This is a genomic window from Actinacidiphila glaucinigra (genome assembly GCF_035918135.1).
GTDB classification, from domain to species: domain Bacteria; phylum Actinomycetota; class Actinomycetes; order Streptomycetales; family Streptomycetaceae; genus Actinacidiphila; species Actinacidiphila glaucinigra.
Genome location: NZ_CP109144.1, coordinates 7242144 through 7262564 on the forward strand (window position 1 = coordinate 7242144; position 20421 = coordinate 7262564).

Consider the following 20421-nt stretch of genomic DNA (forward strand, 5'->3'; position numbering starts at 1 on the left):
GATCACCTGATGGATCCGGCCGGATGAGGCCGATTGCGGATGATCGCAGGCACCGGCGTGCGTACCCGGTGTGGTCAGCCGCCCGCTCCGGCGCGGCCCCAGCTCTGGCCGGCGGCGGCCCACTCGCGCTCCCACTCGGCGAGCCTGCGGCGCATCAGCTGCCACATGAGCACCTGGCGCCCCATCAACCCCACCACGCTCGCGGCGAGGAAGGTGCCGATGCCGGCGAGCATCGCGTGCGTGGTGGCGGAGCGGGAGTCCAGGGGCGCGGGCGCGGGCACGGCACCGGACTTGTCGGTCCACATGGTGACGTGATCGCCCTTGTCGTGGGCGGCGCCCACCCGCACCTGGGCGGTGTGGACGTGCCCGTCCGGCGCGGTCCAGCGGACCACGGCGTCACGGCGTTCCTCGCGGACGCGGCCGGACTCGGGGTCGGGGTCGGCTGCCTCACGCGGTCCGGCCTTGAGCACCACGGCGGCGACCTGCGTGCGGTCGGCGTGCTGGACGCTGACGGTGTGCTGGAGGGAGTGGTCCACGGCCAGCCCGGCCGTCAGCCCCGCGGCCGGCGCCCCCAGGACGATGGCGCAGCCCGCCGCGACTCCCGCACAGGCCTCGAACACGTCGGAACGGCGGCGCAGCCTGTTCTTCCGCCAACGCCACCACCGCACGTGCGTGGCCGTCATCGGTCGTCGCACCCCCTGTCACCGTCCAAGTACCGCACATGGCACGGCACATGCGCGGCATGGAACGGGCGGGAGGGGGCCATCTCACGCCGGCACCCGCCGGGGCCCGGACCGTGCCGCGGTCTCGGGACGCGTCTACTCCACTGACAACAACGCGTCGCCCACCCGGAGTGTTCCGGGTCGTACGGGCACGAGATTCTGTCCGAAAACCAGTCTGCCCCCGAATCTGCGGTGGCGCGCGAGGGTGCGCAGCGGCTCCCGGCCGCGGACCGCCGTGTCCTGGTTCGTCGTCGTCACCACGCAACGTCCACAGGGCTTCACGACGCGGAATTCGACTTCCCCGATGCGGATCCGGGTCCAGGTGTCCTCGGCCCAGGCGTCGGTCCCCGCGATCACGGCGTTGGGACGGAAGCGGTCCATCGGCAGCGGCCCCTCCCCGGGGTGGTCGCCCGCGGCGATCAGCGCGTTGAGGGCGGCCAGCGAGGCCTCGGTCGTCACGAGCAGGGGGAAGCCGTCGGCGAAGCCGACGGTCTCACCGGGGAGTGCGTAGTCGGGGTCGATCGGGCGGCGGCGGCCGGGGTCGTCGAGGTGGACGAGGGTGACCTCCATCCCCAGGTACCCGGCGAACCAGGCGGCGGCCGCCTCTCCCGCGGGCACGGCCTCCACCTTGTCGCCCCATATGTGCACCGGGACCGTCGTGGACGGTCCCGGTACGGCGATGTCCAGCACCGGCATCCCCGGGGCGGTGAGCAGCAGCCCACCGCCGGGGGACGACTCCGCGCGCGCCAGGGCCAGCCGGGGCTGCTCGCGCTGCGTGACACATCGTCCCGCAGCGTCGGCGAGCATCCACCGGCGGTCTCCGGCGAGCCCCCACGGCTCCACCGCTGCCTCGGACAACCGCTGTCCACCGAGTGACTTGACGGGGTGGACGTGCAGTGCGCTGAGGCGCGGTGTCGGCGTCGGAGTCGTCATTCCGCCATCGTGCCAGGCGGCGCGGTCACCCGTCGGCGGGGACCGGGCCGCCCGTGGGCATCAGCCCGAGTAGTAGCCCTGGCCGAGGTTGCGCCGCTGGTACGGCTGCTCGTCGTAGCCGGTGGGCGCCACGGGGCGCGGCGGCGCCGGACGCGGGGCCGCGGCGGGACGCACCTGCTCGTAGCCGGCCGGGCCCTGGTACTGCTGCGGGGCCTGCTGCGTCTGGTACCCGCCGTTGAAGGCCGCGGGCCGGGGCGCGGTGGCCTGCTGCGGGATGTAGGGCGCCGGCGCCTGCTGCAGCTGGGGCTGCTGGTAACCGGGCGCCGAGTAGCCGGAGTACGACGGCGTGCTCGGCGCGGAGGAGTGGTGGGAGGGACCGGCGGGCAGCGCGGGGAGCGCGGCCGGCAGGGCCGGGAGATTGCTGCCGGTGGTCTCGTACGCGGACGGGACGCGGATCGGCGCGATCTGGGGGGTGCCCCGCTCTGCGACCAGGCTGTCGTAGATCGGGGTGTCGGGGAAGAACGGCGACGTGTAGTAGCCACCGCCGTAAGAACCGCGGGGGGAGGTCATAGCCCATAAGTTAAGCCCACGATGTGCTGGTTGGGGAGACCGATTAGCAGGTCATTTCATGTGCAGTGAGTGACGGCTGGACCCTATTGCCATCGAATCGGAGGAAATCGGTCCGTGGCCGCCGTTCGGATCCCGTAAAGGCGCTGGGCCTGGGGCGTTACCGCTCGTCACGTGGGAACACGGGCGCGGGGAAGTACCCCCGTGGGATGGTGTCGGAGGGTGACGGGGCCGACACTCTCGCGCACCAACAGGTCACCCGCACGAAGGAGGAACGCGGCGTTTCCGTGACTCCGGCGAACTTCGTCCCGGGAGGCCCCTGATATGCCACAGTGAGCCATGCGCGTCGCCATGCTCTTCGGGCAGAACCGGCCGACACGGCCGGACGAATGGCACAAGGCCGCGGCGGCCGTCGCCGACGTCGTCGACGTGGTGGCCGTCCACGCGTTGACCCTGCCCGCCGTCCGCGGGCTCCCCTACGCCGGCCGCGATCCCGAGCGGCCGCACCACTACCAGGTCGCCGTCCCCCACGGCGGCGCCGTGGCACGGCGGGTCACCGCGGGCCGCGTCGGGGGCGTGCTGCGCCACGAGGCGGCCGAGTGCGGCCGGTTCGACCTCCTCCACGGCCATCTGCCAGGCGCCCAGGAGTTGCTGCCCCGGCTCGCACGGTCCGCCGGGCTGCCGTACGTCCTCACCGAGGACGACCCCTGCCTGTTCGGCCACCCCACGCGCCCCCTCCCCGGCCGGCCCGTGCGACGGGCCCGCGCCCGGATCTACCGCGAGGCCGCCGCCGTCCTCGCGGTCAGTGACGCCGTGCTGCTGCGGCTCGGCGAACTCCGGCTCCCCGGCCGGCACCGCCTGGTCCCCCACCCCGTCGGCCCCGAGTTGCTGCCGCCGGTGCCCGCCCGCACCCGGATCAGTCAGGACCCGGTGCGGGTGGCGGCCGCCGGGCGCTTCGAGGCGTACGAGGGCTGGGAGGTGCTGGTCCACGCCTTCGCCACCGCCAGGGTCAAGGACCCGCGGCTGCGGCTGGACGTCATCGCCGAGGGGTCCGCCGAACTCCCCGCCGACGTGCGCGAGCTGATACGCAAGTGCGGAGTGGCCCACTTCGTCACGGTGCGGCGGGCCCGCCGCCGTGCCGAGGCGCTGCACACCGTCGCGCACGCCGACCTCTTCCTCATGGCGAGCCATGTGGAGAGCTTCTGCGTGCGCGCGCTGGACGCGCTGTGCTGCGGCACCCCCGTCGTCGGGACCCGCACCGGCGCGCTGCCCGAACTCGTCGGGCACGACGGCGGGGTGCTCGTCGAACCCGGTGACGCGCCCGCCCTCGGCCGGGCGCTCGTGGAGGCCGCCGCCCGGCTGTCCGCGCGCCGGCCCACGGTCCTCGCCGACCGCACCCGGCGCCGCTACGGCACGGCGGCCGTCGGCGCCCGGCTCGCCGTGGTCTACGCCGAGGCGTCGTCGGGCCGCGGCCGCGCATAGGTGCGGCCCTTCCACGAGGCCCCGCGGCCCCGGGCGTGCTGCACCGCCGAGTCGACCGTCATCAGCAGATAGAGGACCGCCGTGAACGGCAGCAGCAGCGCCGGCCAGGGCGGCTGCCGGTAGTAGCGGAGCATCGGCAGGTAGGTGCCGCACATCAGGGCCCACGCCGCCGCGCCCGCCGCGCACAGCCACCGCTCGCTGGCGAGCGCCCCGCCGATCGCGGCGAGCGGCGGGACCACGTACACCAGCAGCAGGCCGAGCACCGTGCCGGCCAGGAGGACCGCGCTGTGCCGCAGCTGCGCGTACGCGCTCCGCGACACCATCCGCCACAGCTCGGCCAGGCCCGGGTAGGGGCGGACGCTGTCGACCTCGTCGGCCAGGCCCAGCCAGATCCGGCCGCCGGTCCGCTTGACGGCGCGGGCCAGCGCCACGTCGTCGATCACCGCGTGCCGGATCGCGTCGGGCACCCCCGCCCGCTCCACTGCCGAGCGGCGGATCAGCACGCATCCGCCGGCGGCCGCGGCGGTGCTGGCGCGCGGCCGGTTCACCCGGCGGAACGGGTACAGCTGCGCGAAGAAGTAGACGAAGGCGGGGACGATCAGCCGTTCCCAGGTGGTGGCGACCCGCAGCCGGGCCATCTGCGACACCATGTCCAGACCGGCGCCCTCAGCCGCGGCGACCAGGCGGCGCAACGAGTCCGGACCGTGCGCGATGTCGGCGTCCGTCAGCAGCAGGAACTCCGGGCCGCCGGACGAGGTGGCCATCTCGATGCCGTGCCGCACCGCCCACAGCTTCCCCGTCCAGCCCTCCGGGACGGGCCCCGGCGAGACCACGCGCAACGGCAGCCCGTCCGCCCGGTCCGCCAGCCCGCGGGCCAGTGCCCCGGTGCCGTCGCTGCTGCCGTCGTCCACCAGGACGACCTCGGCGCGTCCCGGGTAGCGCTGCGCCAGGACGCTCGGCAGGCTCCGCGGCAGCACCTCCGCCTCGTCCCGCGCCGGGACGACCACCGCCACGTCCGGCCACTCCCGCGGCTCCGCCGCGACGGCCGGCAGCCGTACGTCCGTCCGCCAGAACAGCCCCTGCGCCAGCAGCAGCCACACCCACGCCAGCAACGACACCACGGTCACCCACGTCAGCCACGTCACTCGGGCAGTCTGCCGCCGTGGCCCTCCCGCGTGCGTCATTTCCCCCGGTACGGCCGCAGAGCGGGCCGACAATCGCATCGCGTAAGGTTGTGCCCCGTGAAGATCGCGCTGATGGACTCCGGTATCGGCCTGCTCGCCGCGGCCGCCGCCATCCGCCGGCTGCGGCCCGACGCGGACCTGGTGCTCTCCTCCGACCCCGACGGCATGCCCTGGGGCCCGCGCACTCCCGAGGACGTCACCGCGCACGCCCTGGCCTGCGCCCTCGCCGCCGCCGGGCACCGCCCGCAAGCGCTGATCGTGGCCTGCAACACCGCCACCGTGCACGCGCTGCCCGCACTGCGCGCGGCCCTCGAACCCGCGGTCCCGGTCATCGGCACCGTCCCGGCGATCAAGCCGGCCGCCGCCGGGGCCCGCAAGGTGGCGATCTGGGCGACCCCGGCGACCACCGGCAGCCCCTACCAGCGCGGACTGATCGAGGACTTCGGCAACGGCGCCGAGATCACCGAGGTGCCCTGCCCCGGCCTCGCCGACGCCGTCGACCGGGCCGACGAGGCCGCGACGGCCGCCGCCGTCGCCGCGGCGGCCGCGCTCACGCCCTCCGACGTCGAGGCGGTCGTCCTCGGCTGCACGCACTACGAGCTGGTCGCCGACCGCATCCGGGCCGCGCTGGCGGCCCCCGCACTGCTGTACGGCTCGGCCGACGCCGTCGCCGCCCAGACGCTCCGCCGGATCGGCGCCGAGCCGCGGCCGGACGCGGCACCCACCGGAAACCTCGCGGTGATCCTCAGCGGCCGGGCGGGCGGCGTCACACCCGAGGCCCTGGCCTACGCCGAGGGCCGCTCCCTCGGCGCCGCCGCCGTCGCACCCGCGGCGGCCGAGGCGCGCTGACCCGCCCCGCGATCCACGCCGCACGCCCCCCGGGCCCCGGCGCGCCGGTCCATCTCGGCGTATCTCCCCGTGCAACGGTGCCAATACGCCGTGGGATGAGTAGGCTGCGGACTATGACGGACGCGCAGCGTGACGACGCGCGTACATCCCAGGTGTGGACAGGCCACGCGAGCAACCGGTTCCAGTGGCTCCTCGCAGCCGCGGGGGCGGCCTGCATGGCGCTCGGCATCGAGCTCGCCGTGACCTCGCCCTACACCTCGGGCACAGTGCCGCTGGTCATGTCGGTGGTGGGCTGCATCGCAGCGGGGCTGCTGGTGCTGTTCGGAACCCTCGCGTTCACGCATGTGCGCGTGAACGTGGACCGTGACGGGCTCCAGGTGCGCTGCGGCCACATCGGCGTGCCCCGCCGCCGGATCCGGTGGGAGGAGATCAACGACGCCCACCTCGCCCCTGTCGTCAGCCCCCGCCACTGGGGCGGCTGGGGATACCGATGGCGGCCCGAGCAGGGCACCGCGGTCGTCGTCCGCCGCGGGCCCGGTGTCGTGATCGACCTCGACAACGGCCGGTACTTCACCGTCACCGTCGACGACGCCGAGGGCGCCGTCCAGGCCATCCGCAGCCGGCTGGGCCTGCTCCCGTAGCCCGACAGGGCCAGGGCGCAGGCCCCGTGCGGCCGGCGCGCGGTCACTCACGACCAGCGCGCCGACACCCTCCCGGTTCCCGCGTCGCACGTCAGGAGCACGCCCAGCTCCGTGCGCTCGGCCGATACGGCGCCCTCGACCCCGTCCGTGACGTCCGCGCCGACGAGCAGCACGCTCCACGGCGCGGCCGGCGGGCGCTCGCCCAGGGCCTCGACCGTGACGGTGTCACCCGTACGGCCCACGCGGAAGACGGCGGCCGTCGAGCCGTCCGGAGCCGGCACGGCGGTGACCGTCGCGCCGCCGTCGGCCGGGGCGTGCACCCGAAGGGTGACCCCGTCCGCCCAGTCGGACTCCGGGGCCTCCTCGGCGGCGCCGAAGGGCACCACCGAGCCGGGCCTGGCCAGCAGCGGGAGCGAGTCGAAGCCGTGCGTCTCGCGCCGCCAGCCCGGGCCCTCCACGCGCTCGCCGGTCAGCAGGTGCGTCCAGGTGCCGGCCGGTACGTAGTACTCGACCTCGCCGTCCGCGCTGAGGACCGGGGCGACCAGCACGTCGTCGCCGAGCATGTACTGCCGGTCGAGGTGGTGGCAGGCCGGGTCGTCGGGGAACTCCAGCACCATCGCCCGCATCATCGGCGTGCCCTCGTCACGGGCCTGCAGCGCCGCCCGGAACAGGTACGGCATGAGGCGGTTCTTCAGCCGGGTGAAGTCGCGGGTGACGGCGACCGCCTCCTCCCCGAACTCCCACGGCACGCGGTAGGACTTGCTGCCGTGCAGCCGGCTGTGCGAGGACAGCAGGCCGAACTGCACCCAGCGCTTGAACAGCGCCGGGTCCGGCGTCCCCTCGAAACCGCCGATGTCGTGGCTCCAGAAGCCGAAGCCCGACAGTCCCAGCGACAGACCGCCGCGCAGGCTGTCCGCCATCGCCGTGAACGTCGACTCGCAGTCGCCGCCCCAGTGCACCGGGAACTGCTGCCCGCCCGCGGTCGCCGAGCGGGCGAAGAGCACCGCCTCGCCCTCGCCGCGCTCCTCGCGCACCAGGTCGAAGACGACCTGGTTGTAGAGCTGCGCGTAGTAGTTGTGCATCCGCTCCGGGTCGGAGCCGTCGTGCCACACCACGTCGACCGGGATGCGCTCGCCGAAGTCGGTCTTGAAGACGTCGACGCCCTGCCGCAGCAGCGCGCGCAGCTTCTCCGCGTACCAGGCGCGGGCGGCGGGGTTGGTGAAGTCGACCAGCGCCATCCCCGGCTGCCACAGGTCCCACTGCCACACGTCGCCGTTCGGCCGCATGACGAGGAAGCCCTCGCGCATGCCCTCCGCGAAGAGCGCCGACTTCTGCGCGATGTACGGGTTGATCCAGGCGGAGACGCGCAGCCCGCGCTCCTTGAGCCGGGCGAGCATGCCCTCGGGGTCGGGGAAGACCTCCGCGTCCCAGGTGAAATCGCTCCACTGGTACTCGCGCATCCAGAAGCAGTCGAAGTGGAAGACGCTCAGGGGGATCCCGCGGTCCGCCATCCCCTGCACGAAGTGGCTGACGGTCGCCTCGTCGTAGGAGGTGGTGAAGGAGGTCGACAGCCACAGGCCGAACGACCAGGCCGGCGGCAGCGCGGGGCGGCCGGTGAGGGCCGTGTAGCGGGCCAGGATCTCCTTCGGGGTGGACCCGTGGACGACGAAGTACTCCAGAGACTGGTCCTCGACGCTGAACTGCACCTGGTCGACGACCTCGGAGCCGACCTCGTACGAGACCTTGCCGGGGTGGTTGACGAAGACGCCGTAGCCGCGGTTGGTGAGGTGGAAGGGGACGTTCTTGTAGGCCTGCTCGCTGATCGTGCCGCCGTCCGCCTGCCAGATGTCCACGGTCTGGCCGTTCTTGACGAACGGGGTGAAGCGCTCGCCGAGCCCGTACACCAGTTCGCCGACGCCGAGCGACAGCTGGGCGACCATGAAGTGCCGGTCGTCCGCGTCGGTGACGAATCCCGTGCCGCGGGCGCCGGCCGAGGTGAGGGTGCGGCCGCCCGCCGTGAAGCCCAGCTGCCACGGGGCGGAGGTGTCGACGCGCAGGGTCAGCCCGCCCGAGGCCAGTTCGAGCACCGAGCCGTCGCGGGAGGTCTTCCCGGCGCCACCGTCCGTGGCGCCCGGCAGGCCGAACTCCGGGCCGCGCCGGACCTTCCCGGCGTGGTGGGTGGTCCGTACGCCGATCACGCCCTCGGCGGGTGACCAGCATTCCACCGTCAGCAGCGGGCTGTTGAGCGTGTCGCCGCGCCGGTGCACCGGTTTCACCGGGGCGTGCAGGACGATCCGGTCGTCCGCGACCGAGGCGTCGGCGACGGAGGTCGCGTACTTCGCCGTGACGCCCGGGCGCATCATCCAGAAGCCGTCGGTGAACTTCACGACTGCTCCTGCCGTCCCGCCCGGTGGGCGCCGATCAGGTCGCGGTACCAGCCGTAACTGGCCTTGGGCGTGCGCTTGGCGTCGTTGTCGTAGTCGACGTGCACGATGCCGAAGCGCTGGCCGTAGCCGCGGGCCCACTCGAAGTTGTCCAGCAGCGACCAGACGTAGTAGCCGCGCACGTCCATGCCCGCGTCCATCGCGGCGAGGAGCGCGTGGAGGTGGTCGCGCAGGTAGGCGACGCGGTCGGAGTCGTCGACGCGGCCGTCGGGGGAGACCACGTCGGCCTCGGCCGAGCCGTTCTCCGTGATGAAGGCGGGCGGCAGCGAGGGGTAGCGCTCCTTGAGCTCCAGCAGCAGTGCCGTGAAGGACTCCGGGACGACGGGCCAGCCCATGGTGGTGTGCCGCGTCCCGTACGGGTCGGTCTCGCGCACGCCGATGTCGACGGCGGTACGGCGGGCCGGGTCGGGCTCGCGGTGCGGGGCGTCGACGACGGTGAGGGGGCGGTAGAAGTTGAGGCCCACGAAGTCCAGCGGCGCCCCGATGACCTCCAGGTCGCCCTCGCGGCGGTACGAGCCGTCCGCGAGCGCGCCCCACGTCTCGGCCTCGCCCGTGGGGTAGCGGCCGGCGAACAGCGGCTCGGTCCACGTGTCGTTGTGCAGCGTCACGGCCCGGCGCAGCGCGGCCAGGTCCGCGGCGGAGTCGCTCGCGGCCTCGATCCGGTCGAGGTTGAGGGTGATGCCGACCTCGCGGGCACCCGCCTCGCGCAGGGCGCGCACGGCCAGGCCGTGGGCGAGCAGCAGGTGGTGGGCGGCGGCCAGCGCGCCGGTGCCCTCCTGGGCGCCGGGGGCGTGCCGGCCCTCGGCGTAGCCGACGAAGGCCGAGCAGTAGGGCTCGTTGAGGGTGATCCAGCGCTCCACGCGGTCCCCGAGCCGCTCGGCCACGGCGGCCGTGTACTCGGCGAAGGCCTCGGCCGTCGCGCGGTTGCGCCAGCCGCCCTCGTCCTCCAGGGCCTGCGGGAGGTCCCAGTGGTAGAGCGTCACGGCGGGGGAGATGCCCGCGGCGAGCAGGTCGTCGGTGAGGCGGTCGTAGAAGTCCAGGCCCTTGCCGTTGACGGCGCCGCGGCCCTGCGGGACGACACGCGGCCAGGAGACGGAGAAGCGGTAGGAGTCGACGCCCAGGTCGGTGAGGAGGCGTACGTCCTCGGCGTGACGGTGGTAGTGGTCGCAGGCCACGTCACCGGTGGCGCCCTCGGCGGTGCGGCCCGGGGTGTGGCTGAAGGTGTCCCAGATGGACGGCCCGCGGCCGTCCTCGTCGTGGGCGCCCTCGATCTGGTAGGCGGCGGTGGCGGCACCGAAGCGGAAGCCGGGCGGGAAGACCGGGAAATCGGTGGACATGGGGGTGTGCTCCCTGGGCTCGGGTGGATTGCGGTCGGTCGGGTGGGAACGAAGAACGGTGGCCCGGAACGGCGGGCGGACGGCGCCGGGTTCAGGCGTTCGCCGCACGTGGGCCGGGCGGGGCGATCCGCGGGCCCGGCACGAACGCCGGGGGGATCAGCAGGTGCCCGGGCGGGGTGGGGGACGTGCCCTGCGCGCGGGCGGCGATGGCCTCCGCGGCGAGCCGTGTCACCGCGGCGGACATCCCCGGGACGGGCAGTTCGATCCGCGGCAGGTCCTGACCCCCCAGGTCGTCGGGGAGGTTGCCGACCGCCACGACCGTCAGGTCCTCGGGCACCCGCAGCCCCTCCGCCGCCACGGCGGCGAGGATGTGCGGGAGCGCGGCGACGTGCTGCACCACCAGTGCGGTGGGCGGGCGTTCCCCGTGCAGCAGCGTGCCGATGCGCCGTGCCAGCCGTGCCATGTCCCCGGTCGACTGGTGCACGAGCACGTCGGCACCGGTCTCCGGCGCCGCACGGCGGGCACCGTCCAGGCCCCGGATCGCGTAGCCGCGCCGCGCCTGGATCTCGCGCTCGGTGGTGGCCAGGTACGCGATGTCCCGGTGGCCGGCGGCGGCGAGTTCGCGGACGGCGAGGGTGGCGGCCGCCTCCCAGTCCAGGTCCGTCCACGGCAGCGCGGCGTCGTCGGCGGACCGTCCCAGCAACGCGGCGGGGAAGCCGAGTTCGAGCATGGCCGCGATGCGCGGGTCGTCCATCTCGACGGCCATCAGGATCGCGGCGTCCGCCTGGCCGCTGCGTGCGATGCGCCGCAGCCCCGGCACGCCCTCCTGCGCGGTCATGAGCAGGACGTCGTACCCATGGGCGCGGGCCGCGTCGCTGATCTCGATCGCGAAGCGCCCGTCGACCGCCCGGTAGCCGCCCGCCACGCGGGGGAGGGCGAGTGCCAGCACGTTGGTGCGCGTGCTGCGCAGGGTGCGGGCGCTGGCGCGCGGGTGGTAGCCGAGCTCGTCGATCGCCTGCTGCACGGTGCGGCGGGTGTCCTCGGAGATCTTGCGAGAGCCGCTCAAGACGTACGACACGGTGCTGGGCGCGACCCCGGCGCGCTGGGCGACGTCCTTGATGGTGGTCATGCGGCTCCTTCGCGGCCCCTACCGGCACCGGGTTGTCGAATCGATTCGTCGAATCGATTCACCACTGCGGTGCACGATGCTACGTCGGCGCCCCGTGATGAGGCAATGGGCCCTTCCGGCCCGTGGGGCGGCGGGGCGGGCCGGGGCTCACGGGCCCGCGCCGTGGTCCGGGGTGGCGCTGAGCGGGCGGGAGGTGGCGAGCCCGGCGAGGAGGCCGGCGCCGGCGGTGACGACGGGGTAGCCGAGGACGTGGTCGACGGCTGACTGCATGGCGAGGCCGGTCAGGGCGGCCGCGGCGGTCAGGACGACGGGGGTCGGGCGCGGGGAGCGCTGGAGGGCCCAGAGCAGCCAGACGCAGGAGGCGGCGAACAGGGCGACGCCCGGCACCCCTGCTCCGCCGCCAGTTGCAGGGGCGCGGACTGCGGGGTGCCCGCGCCGGCCGCCGACGGCGCCGTTACCGCGCCCGCCTCCGTGAAGCGGCCCGGGCCGATCCCGCGCACGGGATGCTCCCGGGCGGTCTCCAGGGCGTCGCTCCACAGCCGGACCCGGGCCGGGGTGAGCTGCCCGGACAGCGAGGCCGACAGGCCGGGCGGCAGGGCGTCGACGGCGACCGCGCACGTGCCGCCGACCGCCACGACGAGGGCCAGGGCCAGGCCCGCGAGACCGAGCGCGCGGCGCGTGCGGTCGGCGGCGAGGGAGCACAGGACCACCCCGAGGCACGCGGCGAAGCCCGCCGCGGAGCCGACGGCGAGCGCGAACCCGGCCGCGGTGGCGCCGAGCAGACGCAGGCCCACCCGGAGCGGGCGTGACCGCGCGGCCCAGGCGGCGCAGCAGGCGGCGCCGGTGGCGAGCACCATCAGCGCGGCGTCGGCGTTCGCGTACCCGAGCGGCGGGGTGTCCGGGCCGCCGGACAGCCGGCCGGGCAGGGCGACCACCAGGACGACCACGGTGAGGGCGGCCGCGGCGGGGACGGCAACCGGCCGCAGGGCGCCGCCGATGCGGCCCGCCGCGTATCCGGCGGCGACCGCGAGGACGGCCAGGAGTACCCCTTCCGGGCGGGCCGGGCGGCCCGCCGCGGCGACCAGCGACCACACCGCGCAGCCGGCGAGGACCAGCGCGCCGACGGCGTCCGTCCATCCGGAGCGCGGGCGTTCCGCCGCGCCGCCCGCGGCACTCCCGGCGCCCGGCCGCGCGCCACCGGTTCGCGTGTCCATCACCCGCACCCCCTGACCCCCGGGGAACCCCCCGACCCCGGGGGTCACCGTAACCGCTGGGGCCTTCGGATGTGGAGGTCCTGTGCGCGAACGGCAAGTGCCGCGCTCGCGGGCCTGATCCACGGGAGTGCCTGGCGGAGGACGTAGGCTCGGCGGCGTGCCGATTCCCGAATTCCTTCGCGAGCTGCGGGCCCTCGTCGGCCACCGGCAGCTGCTCCTGCCCGGTGTCACGGCGGTCGTCCTCGACGACGACGGCCGCGTTCTGCTGAACCGGCGGGCGGACAACGGCCGTTGGTCCCTCATCGGCGGCATCGCGGAACCCGGCGAGCAACCCGCCGCGACCGCCGTCCGCGAGGTGCTGGAGGAGACCGGGGTGCGGGCGGTCGCGGAGCGTGTCGTCCTCGTCCAGACGATCGACCCGGTCCTCTACCCCAACGGGGACCGCTGCCAGTACGTGGACATCACCTTCCGCTGCCGGGCCGTCGGCGGGCAGGCCCGGGTCGCGGACGACGAGTCGCTGGACGTCGGCTGGTTCGACGTGGACGGACTGCCCGACCTCGGCAACCACGGGCGGCTCCGGCTCAAGCACGCGCTGTCCGACGGCCCCACCTGGTTCGAGCCCGCGGGACCGCCGCCGGAGTGAGTGTGCGCCGCCCCCACGGGTGATGACGCGAGTGTGGGCGGCGCACACATCGGTCGGGGCCCGCGCGCTGCCTAGCCTGCAGTGCATGACGCCCACGCCCCCCGCGCCCCGTCCCGCAGCAGGCCCCGTCCCGCCGTCCGGGGTGCCGGACCTGGACGGACGCACCGCGCTCGTCACCGGTGCCGCCGGCGGCATCGGCCGCGCATGCGTGCTGCGCCTGGCCGCCGCCGGCGCCAAGGTGCGGGCCGCGGACCGGGACGCCGAGGGCCTGGCCGAGCTCGCGGAACAGGCCGCGGCGGGCGGCCGCCCCGGGGCCGTCGAGACCCTGACCCTGGACCTGACCGACCTCGACGCCGCCGAGCAGGCCGCCGAGGGCACCGACATCCTGGTCAACAACGCCGGGCTGCAGCTCGTCCGCCCCATAGAGGACTTCCCGCCCGAGGTCTTCGCCACGGTGCTGCGGGTGATGCTGGAGGCCCCCTTCCGGCTGATCCGTGGGGCGCTGCCGCACATGTACGGGCAGGGCTGGGGCCGGATCGTGAACATCTCCTCCGTCCACGGACTGCGGGCCTCGGCCTACAAGAGCGCCTACGTCTCCGCCAAGCACGGGCTCGAGGGGCTCTCCAAGACCGCGGCCCTGGAGGGCGCCGCGCGCGGGGTCACCTCGAACTGCATCAGCCCCGCCTACGTGCGCACCCCGCTCGTCGAGCGGCAGATCGCCGACCAGGCGGCCGCACACGGCATCGAACCCGAGCGGGTCGTCACCGAGATCATGCTCGCCGACTCCGCCGTGAAGCGGCTGGTGGAGCCGGAGGAGGTCGCCGAACTCACCGCCTATCTCTGCTCGCCGCAGGCGTCCTTCATCACTGGTGCCTCGCTCAGCATGGACGGTGGATGGACGGCGCACTGATCTGCCGGTATCCCTGACAGCGTGCCGCGCGATCCACATGAAGCCCCCGACGACCACGGCGGAACCATGGCCCCCCACAGCCCTTCCGACGCACCCTTCCTGCGGCTGCTCGCCCGCGGGGCACCGGCCGAGGAGTACGAGCGGCCGGTCCTCGCGGCCCGGGCGGAGGGCGCGCCGTCCGCCGTGCTCGCGGAGATGGAGCAGGCCAAGCTGCTGGCCCTGCGCGTGCGGGCGGAGCTGGAGGGCCGGCGGCGGCGCGAGGCCGAGCTGTCGGCGCTCTTCGAGACGGCCGGCGACCTCGCGGGGCTGCGTGACCTCGACTCGGTGCTGCAGGCCATCGTGCAGCGGGCCAGGTCGCTGCTCGGCACGGACGTCGCCTACCTCAGCCTGATCGACCGCAAGGCCGGGGACACCTACATGCGGGTCACCGAGGGGTCGGTCTCCGCCGAGTTCCAGCGGGTGCGGCTCGGCATGGGGGAGGGGCTCGGCGGCCTGGTCGCGCAGACCGCCCTGCCCTACGTCACCGATTCCTACTTCGACGACGAGCGCTTCCGGCACACCCACCCGATCGACTCGGCCGTGCACGACGAGGGCCTGGTGGCGATCCTCGGCGTGCCCCTCGTGCTGGGCACCGGAGTCATCGGCGTGCTGTACGCCGCGGACCGCCGGGCCCGGGTCTTCGAACGCGGCCAGATCGCCCTGCTCGCCTCCCTCGCCTCCCTCGCCGCCGTCGCCATCGACACCGCGAACCTGCTGGACGAGACGCGCTCCGCGCTCGCCGACCTCGGCACCGCCAACGAGACCATCCGCAACCACAGCGCCGTGCTGGAACGGGCCTCCGAGGTGCACGACCGGCTCACCGAGCTCGTCCTGCGCGGCGGCGGCGTGGACGACGTCGCGGACGCCGTCGCCGAGGTGCTCTCCGGGACGGTGCGGGTCGTCGGCACCGAGCGCGACCCCGTCCCCGACGCGCTCGCCGACGCCGTCGCCCGCTCCCGGAAGGACGGCCACGCCGTACGGCAGGGCGAGACCTGGACGGCCGCCGTCACCGCGGGCGGCGAACTGCTGGGCGCCCTCGTGCTGCACGGCCACCCCGGACTCGACCCCGTCGACCAGCGAACCCTGGAGCGGGCCGCGATGGTCACGTCCCTGCTGCTGCTCGCCCGGCGCACCGCCGCCGAGGCCGAGCAGCGCTTCCGCGGCGAACTCCTGGACGACCTGCTCGACGCACCGCACCGCGACCCCGGACTGCTGCGCGAACGCGCGGGCAGGCTCCGCGCCGACCTCGACGCCCCGCACGTCGTGCTCGCCGCCCGCGTCGACGAGGAGCACGCCGGAGCCGCCGCCGACCGGCAGCGGCTCTGGTCGGCCGCCTCCCACCTCGCCGCCACACGGCGGGGCCTGGCCGCCGCGCGCGACGGCGGCACGGTGCTGATGCTCCCGCTGGAGCCGGGCTCCGACGCCTCCGCCACCGCCCGCCGCATCGCCCAGCAGCTGGGCACGGCGGTCCAGGCGGCCGTCACCGTGGGGGCCTCGGGCCCCGTCCTCACGCCGGCCGGCGCTCCCGGCGCCGTCGCCCTGGCCTACGCGGAGGCGCAGCGCTGCGGTGACACGCTGCGCGCCCTCGGCAGGGCGGGGGAGGGCGCCGCGGGCGACGACTTCGGGTTCCTCGGACTGCTGCTGACCGGGTCGCGCGACGTCGACGGCTTTGTGCACCGCACGATCGGCGCCGTCGCCGACTACGACGGCCGCCGGGGCACCGATCTCGTGCGCACCCTGGACGCCTACTTCGCCAGCGGCATGAGCCCGGTACGCACCAAGGACGCCCTCCACGTGCACGTCAACACCGTCGCGCAGCGACTGGAGCGCATCTCCCACCTGCTCGGCACCGACTGGCAGTCCCCGGAGCGCGCGCTGGAGATCCAGCTCGCGCTGCGCCTGCACCGGCTCGCGGCCGGGCGGCCGGACCCGCCCGGTACCGCCGGTCAGGACTGAACCGCGCCCGCGACCAGCTCCACCTCGAACCCGTCGCCGTTCTCCGGATAGGCGGCGTACTGCTCCTCGCCGCCGGCGTGGGGATGCAGCTCCGGGAACATCAGCGTCCAGCCGTGCAGCGGCGAGCGCGTCACCAGCGCGCCCAGCTCCGCGCGTATGGAAGGCGAGGTGGTTCAGCCCCGCCCTGCGGCGTTCGTGCGGCCCCCCGAGGAGATCCGGCGACCGCTCGACGACGATATAGGTCGCCCCCAGCCGCCGGCTGCGCACGGCCTCCCACCGCGGGTACCGGACGTAGCCGAGCTGGCCCAGCAGCCAGCCCCAACTCGGCGTCCGCGCGCTCCAGATCCGCGACCCACAGCTCGACATGGTGCAGCACCCCTCACCGCTCTCCCGTCACCCACGGTGACGACAGTGGACCCCGCCACTGACAGCGGCGGGGTCCACGCATCGAGGGTGCGGACGGTGGCCGCCCCCGGGTCAGCCCGCCTGGCCGGACCGGGCCAGCGGGGCGTCCTGCGCCGTCTCGGCCTCGATGGCGTCGAGGTCCCGGCCGCGCGTCTCCTTGGCCACCCCGACCGCGACCAGCGTGAGCAGCGCGGCGCCGATGACGTACAGCGAGATCGGCACCGAGCTGTCGTAGGCCGCGAGCAGCGCGGTCGCGATGAGCGGCGCCGGGGCGCCCGCGGCCACGGAGGCGAACTGGGCGCCGATGGAGGCGCCGGAGTACCGCATGCGGGTCGCGAACATCTCCGAGAAGAAGGCCGCCTGCGGCGCGTACATCGCACCGTGCAGCACCAGTCCGCCCGTGACGGCCAGCAGCAGGGCGGGGAAGCTCTTCGTGTCGATCAGCGCGAAGAAGGGGAAGGCCCACAGTCCCACACCCGCCGCACCCAGCAGATACACCGGCCTGCGCCCTACGCGGTCGGAGAGCGCGCCCCAGGCAGGGATCACGGCGAAGTGCACCGCGGAGGCGATGAGCACGGCGTTGAGCGCGGTCTGCTTCCCCAGGGCCGCGTGCTCGACGGAGTAGACGAGCACGAAGGCGGTGATGACGTAGTAGCTGATGTTCTCCGCCATGCGGGCGCCCATCGCCACCAGGACGTCCCGCCAGTGGTCACGGAGCACCGACACCAGCGGCAGCCGCTCGATCGCGGACTCCTCGGCCTTGCGCGCCTCCGCCCTGGCCAGCGCCGCCTTGAACACGGGCGACTCGTCGACCGACAGCCGGATCCACAGCCCCACCATCACGAGGACGCCCGAGAGCAGGAACGGGATGCGCCAGCCCCACGAGGTGAAGGCGTCGTCCGAGAGCAGCGCGGTCAGCGCGGACAGCACGCCGGTGGCGAGCAGCTGGCCGGCCGGCGCACCCGTCTGCGGCCACGACGCCCAGAAGCCGCGCCGCTTCGCGTCGCCGTGCTCCGACACCAGCAGCACCGCGCCGCCCCACTCACCGCCGAGCGCGAAGCCCTGCACCAGCCGGAGCACGGTGAGCAGCACCGGCGCGGCGACGCCGATCGTCCCGAACGTGGGCAGCAGGCCGATGCAGAAGGTCGCGCCGCCCATGAGCAGCAGGCTCAGCACGAGCAGCCGCTTGCGGCCGAGACGGTCCCCGTAGTGGCCGAAGACGAGGGCGCCGACCGGGCGGGCGGCGAAGCCGACCGCGTAGGTGAGGAACGACAGCAGCGTGCCGACCAGGGGTTCCTCGTTGGGGAAGAACAGCTTGTTGAAGACCAGCGCGGCGGCGGAGCCGTAGAGGAAGAAGTCGTACCACTCGATGGTGGTGCCGATGAGGCTCGCCGCGACGATTCTGCGGAGCGAGCCGGGTGCGGTGGGCGCGGGTGCCGGGGTTGCCATGGTCACCACTTCCGGGCGGGGGACGGGGACGTTTCCGATGTCGCCACACCGTAGAAACGGCCACGTCACGCTCCCATGTGGTGGAACACCACAGTTGCGCCCCCGGGTATCCGGGCGGGCCCCATGAGCGTGGCCCGCGGGGTCCCCGGCGGGGCCCGGCCCGGCGCCGGGGGCGGTGCCCGCCCGCCGGGAGGGTCCATTCGAGTGGTCGCCGCTCACGAGATATCTTGATGTCGAGCAATGTTGCAGACGTGGAGCGGAGCACCCGGTGACTGACTCGACCATCATCTATACGCACACCGACGAGGCGCCGGCGCTGGCGACGTACTCGTTCCTGCCCGTGATCCAGGCGTACGCGTCCACGGCCGGAGTCGCCGTGGAGACCCGTGACATCTCCCTGGCCGGGCGCATCATCGCCAGCTTCCCCGAGTACCTGGAGGAGGGCCAGCGCATCGCCGACGCCCTCGCCGAGCTCGGCGAGCTCGCCAAGACCCCGGCCGCCAACATCATCAAGCTGCCGAACGTCTCGGCCTCGATCCCGCAGCTGAAGGCCGCGGTCGCCGAGCTGCAGGCGCAGGGCTACGCGCTGCCGGACTACCCGGACGACCCGAAGTCCGACGAGGACAGGGACGTCCGCGCCCGCTACGACAAGATCAAGGGCAGCGCCGTCAACCCCGTCCTGCGCGAGGGCAACTCCGACCGCCGCGCCCCCGCGTCGGTGAAGAACTACGCCAAGGCGCACCCGCACCGCATGGGCGCGTGGTCGGCCGACTCCAAGACGAACGTCGCGCACATGACGGCCGACGACTTCCGTTCCACCGAGAAGTCCGTCGTCATCGCCGAGGACGGCGTCCTGCGCATCGAGCTGGTCGGTGACGACGGCACGACCACCGTGCTGCGCGAGTCCGTGCCGGTGCTCGCGGGCGAGGTCGTGGACGCCTCCGTCATGCGCGTCGCCGTGCTGCGCGAGTTCCTCGGCGAGCAGGTCGCGCGCGCCAAGGCCGAGGACGTCCTGTTCTCGGTGCACCTGAAGGCGACGATGATGAAGGTCTCCGACCCGATCATCTTCGGCCACGTGGTCCGCGCCTTCTTCCCCAAGACCTTCGCGCAGTACGGCGAGACCTTCGCGGCGGCCGGCCTCACCCCCAACGACGGCCTCGGCGGCATCCTCAAGGGCGTCGAGTCCCTGGCCGACGGCGCGGCGATCAAGGCCTCCTTCGAGGCCGAGCTGGCCGAGGGTCCGGCCCTGGCCATGGTCGACTCCGACCGCGGCATCACCAACCTGCACGTCCCGAGCGACGTCATCGTCGACGCCTCCATGCCGGCCATGATCCGCACCTCCGGCCACATGTGGGGCCCGGACGGCCAGGAGGCCGACACCCTCGCGGTGCTCCCGGACAGCAGCTACGCCGGCATCTACCAGGCCGTCATCGAGGACTGCCGTGCGCACGGCGCCTTCGACCCGGCCACGATGGGTTCGGTGCCCAACGTCGGCCTCATGGCGCAGAAGGCCGAGGAGTACGGCAGCCACGACAAGACCTTCGAGATCCAGCACACCGGCACCGTCCGCCTGGTCGACCGGGCCGGGAACGTCGTGCTGGAGCAGGCCGTCTCCGCCGGCGACATCTTCCGCGCCTGCCAGACCAAGGACGCGCCGATCAAGGACTGGGTCAAGCTCGCCGTCACCCGCGCCCGCGCGACCGGCGACCCGGCGGTGTTCTGGCTGGACGAGACCCGCGCCCACGACGCGAACCTGATCGCCAAGGTCGAGCAGTACCTGTCGGAGCACGACACCGAGGGCCTGCAGATCGAGATCAAGTCCCCGGTCGAGGCCACCGAGTTCTCCCTCGAGCGCATCCGCCGCGGCGAGGACACGATCTCCGTCACCGGCAACGTGCTGCGTGACTACCTGACCGACCTGTTCCCGATCCTGGAGCTGGGCACCAGCGCCAAGATGCTCTCGGTCGTGCCGCTGATGAACGGCGGCGGCCTCTTCGAGACCGGCGCCGGCGGCTCCGCGCCCAAGCACGTGCAGCAGCTGGTCAAGGAGAACTACCTGCGCTGGGACAGCCTCGGCGAGTTCCTCGCGCTCGCGGTCAGCTTCGAGCACCTGGCGACCACGACGGGCAACGCCCGCGCCCAGGTCCTGGCCGACACCCTCGACCGCGCCACGGGCACCTTCCTGAACGAGGACAAGTCGCCCAGCCGCAAGCTCGGTGGCATCGACAACCGCGGCAGCCACTTCTACCTGGCGATGTACTGGGCCCAGGAGCTGGCCGGGCAGACGGACGACGCGGAGCTGGCCAAGGCCTTCGGCCCGCTCGCCCAGACGCTGACCGACAAGGAGCAGGCGATCGTCGACGAGCTGATCGCCGTGCAGGGCTCGCCGGCCGAGATCGGCGGCTACTACCAGCCCGACCCGGCCAAGGCCGCGGCCGTCATGCGTCCGTCCGCGACCTTCAACGAGGCGCTGGCGACCCTCGCCTGACGCGACGGGCGGTACGCCCGGAACGCGGC

Annotated in this window: 17 protein-coding genes and 1 pseudogene; 7 read left to right on the top strand and 11 right to left on the bottom strand. The window is 74.1% G+C overall.

Features of this window, described 5'->3' with window-relative positions; genetic code table 11:
- Positions 1 to 74: 74 nt before the first annotated feature.
- The 3 genes from OIE69_RS32660 to OIE69_RS32670 form a co-directional block, all read right to left on the bottom strand.
- Positions 75 to 683: an Rv1733c family protein gene (locus OIE69_RS32660; protein ID WP_326577849.1), complete on the bottom strand. Its 609-nt coding sequence runs from the start codon at positions 681 to 683 to the stop codon at positions 75 to 77.
- Between the two features lie 135 nt (positions 684 to 818).
- Positions 819 to 1655, bottom strand: coding sequence for an MOSC domain-containing protein (locus OIE69_RS32665; RefSeq protein ID WP_326577850.1), 837 nt, complete (start codon positions 1653 to 1655; stop codon positions 819 to 821).
- 60 nt (positions 1656 to 1715) lie between these two features.
- Positions 1716 to 2225, bottom strand: a complete 510-nt coding sequence (locus OIE69_RS32670; RefSeq protein WP_018562685.1) for a DUF6643 family protein — start codon at positions 2223 to 2225, stop codon at positions 1716 to 1718.
- Between the two features lie 336 nt (positions 2226 to 2561).
- Between OIE69_RS32670 and OIE69_RS32675 the strand changes: the two genes are divergently transcribed.
- On the top strand, positions 2562 to 3704 hold the full coding sequence (locus tag OIE69_RS32675) for a glycosyltransferase family 4 protein (RefSeq protein ID WP_326577851.1): 1143 nt from the start codon (positions 2562 to 2564) through the stop codon (positions 3702 to 3704).
- On the opposite strand, the gene OIE69_RS32680 is transcribed toward OIE69_RS32675, so the two are convergent.
- Positions 3668 to 4849, bottom strand: a complete 1182-nt coding sequence (locus OIE69_RS32680) for a glycosyltransferase (protein WP_326577852.1) — start codon at positions 4847 to 4849, stop codon at positions 3668 to 3670. The genes OIE69_RS32675 and OIE69_RS32680 overlap by 37 nt on opposite strands.
- 96 nt (positions 4850 to 4945) lie before the next feature.
- On the opposite strand from OIE69_RS32680, the gene OIE69_RS32685 reads away from it, so the two are divergent.
- Complete coding sequence (locus OIE69_RS32685) at positions 4946 to 5737, top strand: glutamate racemase (protein ID WP_326577853.1); 792 nt, start codon at positions 4946 to 4948, stop codon at positions 5735 to 5737.
- Between the two features lie 113 nt (positions 5738 to 5850).
- Positions 5851 to 6378, top strand: a complete 528-nt coding sequence (locus OIE69_RS32690) for a hypothetical protein (RefSeq protein WP_326577854.1) — start codon at positions 5851 to 5853, stop codon at positions 6376 to 6378.
- Between the two features lie 47 nt (positions 6379 to 6425).
- Here OIE69_RS32690 and yicI read toward each other — a convergent pair whose 3' ends face one another.
- The 5 genes from yicI to OIE69_RS32715 all read right to left on the bottom strand — a co-directional run bounded on the left by yicI (position 6426) and on the right by OIE69_RS32715 (position 12502).
- A complete protein-coding gene (yicI, locus tag OIE69_RS32695; protein ID WP_326577855.1) occupies positions 6426 to 8765 on the bottom strand; it encodes an alpha-xylosidase in 2340 nt (779 codons plus the stop codon).
- The gene (locus tag OIE69_RS32700) at positions 8762 to 10159 is read right to left on the bottom strand and encodes a GH1 family beta-glucosidase (protein ID WP_326577856.1); all 1398 of its coding nucleotides are present in this window, start codon (positions 10157 to 10159) and stop codon (positions 8762 to 8764) included. The genes yicI and OIE69_RS32700 overlap by 4 nt, the downstream gene beginning before the upstream one ends.
- 91 nt (positions 10160 to 10250) lie before the next feature.
- Positions 10251 to 11288, bottom strand: coding sequence for a LacI family DNA-binding transcriptional regulator (locus OIE69_RS32705; RefSeq protein WP_326577857.1), 1038 nt, complete (start codon positions 11286 to 11288; stop codon positions 10251 to 10253).
- A 147-nt stretch (positions 11289 to 11435) separates the two neighbouring features.
- The gene (locus tag OIE69_RS32710) at positions 11436 to 11558 is read right to left on the bottom strand and encodes a hypothetical protein (protein WP_326577858.1); all 123 of its coding nucleotides are present in this window, start codon (positions 11556 to 11558) and stop codon (positions 11436 to 11438) included.
- 29 nt (positions 11559 to 11587) lie between these two features.
- Entirely contained in the window at positions 11588 to 12502 is a 915-nt protein-coding gene (locus tag OIE69_RS32715) for an O-antigen ligase family protein (RefSeq protein WP_326577859.1), read from the bottom strand.
- Between the two features lie 157 nt (positions 12503 to 12659).
- Here OIE69_RS32715 and OIE69_RS32720 point away from each other — a divergent pair, with 157 nt between their 5' ends.
- From OIE69_RS32720 to OIE69_RS32730, 3 genes are all read left to right on the top strand, one after another.
- On the top strand, positions 12660 to 13145 hold the full coding sequence (locus OIE69_RS32720; RefSeq protein ID WP_326577860.1) for an NUDIX hydrolase: 486 nt from the start codon (positions 12660 to 12662) through the stop codon (positions 13143 to 13145).
- Positions 13146 to 13230: 85 nt separating this feature from the next.
- Positions 13231 to 14055: a 3-hydroxybutyrate dehydrogenase gene (locus OIE69_RS32725; protein ID WP_326577861.1), complete on the top strand. Its 825-nt coding sequence runs from the start codon at positions 13231 to 13233 to the stop codon at positions 14053 to 14055.
- A gap of 66 nt (positions 14056 to 14121) precedes the next feature.
- A complete protein-coding gene (locus tag OIE69_RS32730) occupies positions 14122 to 16050 on the top strand; it encodes a helix-turn-helix domain-containing protein (RefSeq protein WP_326577862.1) in 1929 nt (642 codons plus the stop codon).
- On the opposite strand, the pseudogene OIE69_RS44805 reads toward OIE69_RS32730, so the two are convergent.
- Together OIE69_RS44805 and OIE69_RS32740 are read right to left on the bottom strand one after the other, a co-directional pair.
- Positions 16041 to 16426: pseudogene (locus OIE69_RS44805) on the bottom strand (VOC family protein). The gene OIE69_RS32730 and the pseudogene OIE69_RS44805 sit on opposite strands and share 10 nt — an antisense overlap.
- A gap of 101 nt (positions 16427 to 16527) precedes the next feature.
- Positions 16528 to 17904 carry an MFS transporter gene (locus OIE69_RS32740; protein ID WP_326577864.1) on the bottom strand — a complete coding sequence of 459 codons (1377 nt, stop codon included), beginning with the start codon at positions 17902 to 17904 and terminating at the stop codon, positions 16528 to 16530.
- A 268-nt stretch (positions 17905 to 18172) separates the two neighbouring features.
- Here OIE69_RS32740 and OIE69_RS32745 point away from each other — a divergent pair, with 268 nt between their 5' ends.
- Positions 18173 to 20392 (top strand): NADP-dependent isocitrate dehydrogenase, encoded by a 2220-nt coding sequence (locus OIE69_RS32745; RefSeq protein ID WP_326577865.1) that lies wholly within the window; start codon positions 18173 to 18175, stop codon positions 20390 to 20392.
- Positions 20393 to 20421 lie beyond the last annotated feature (29 nt).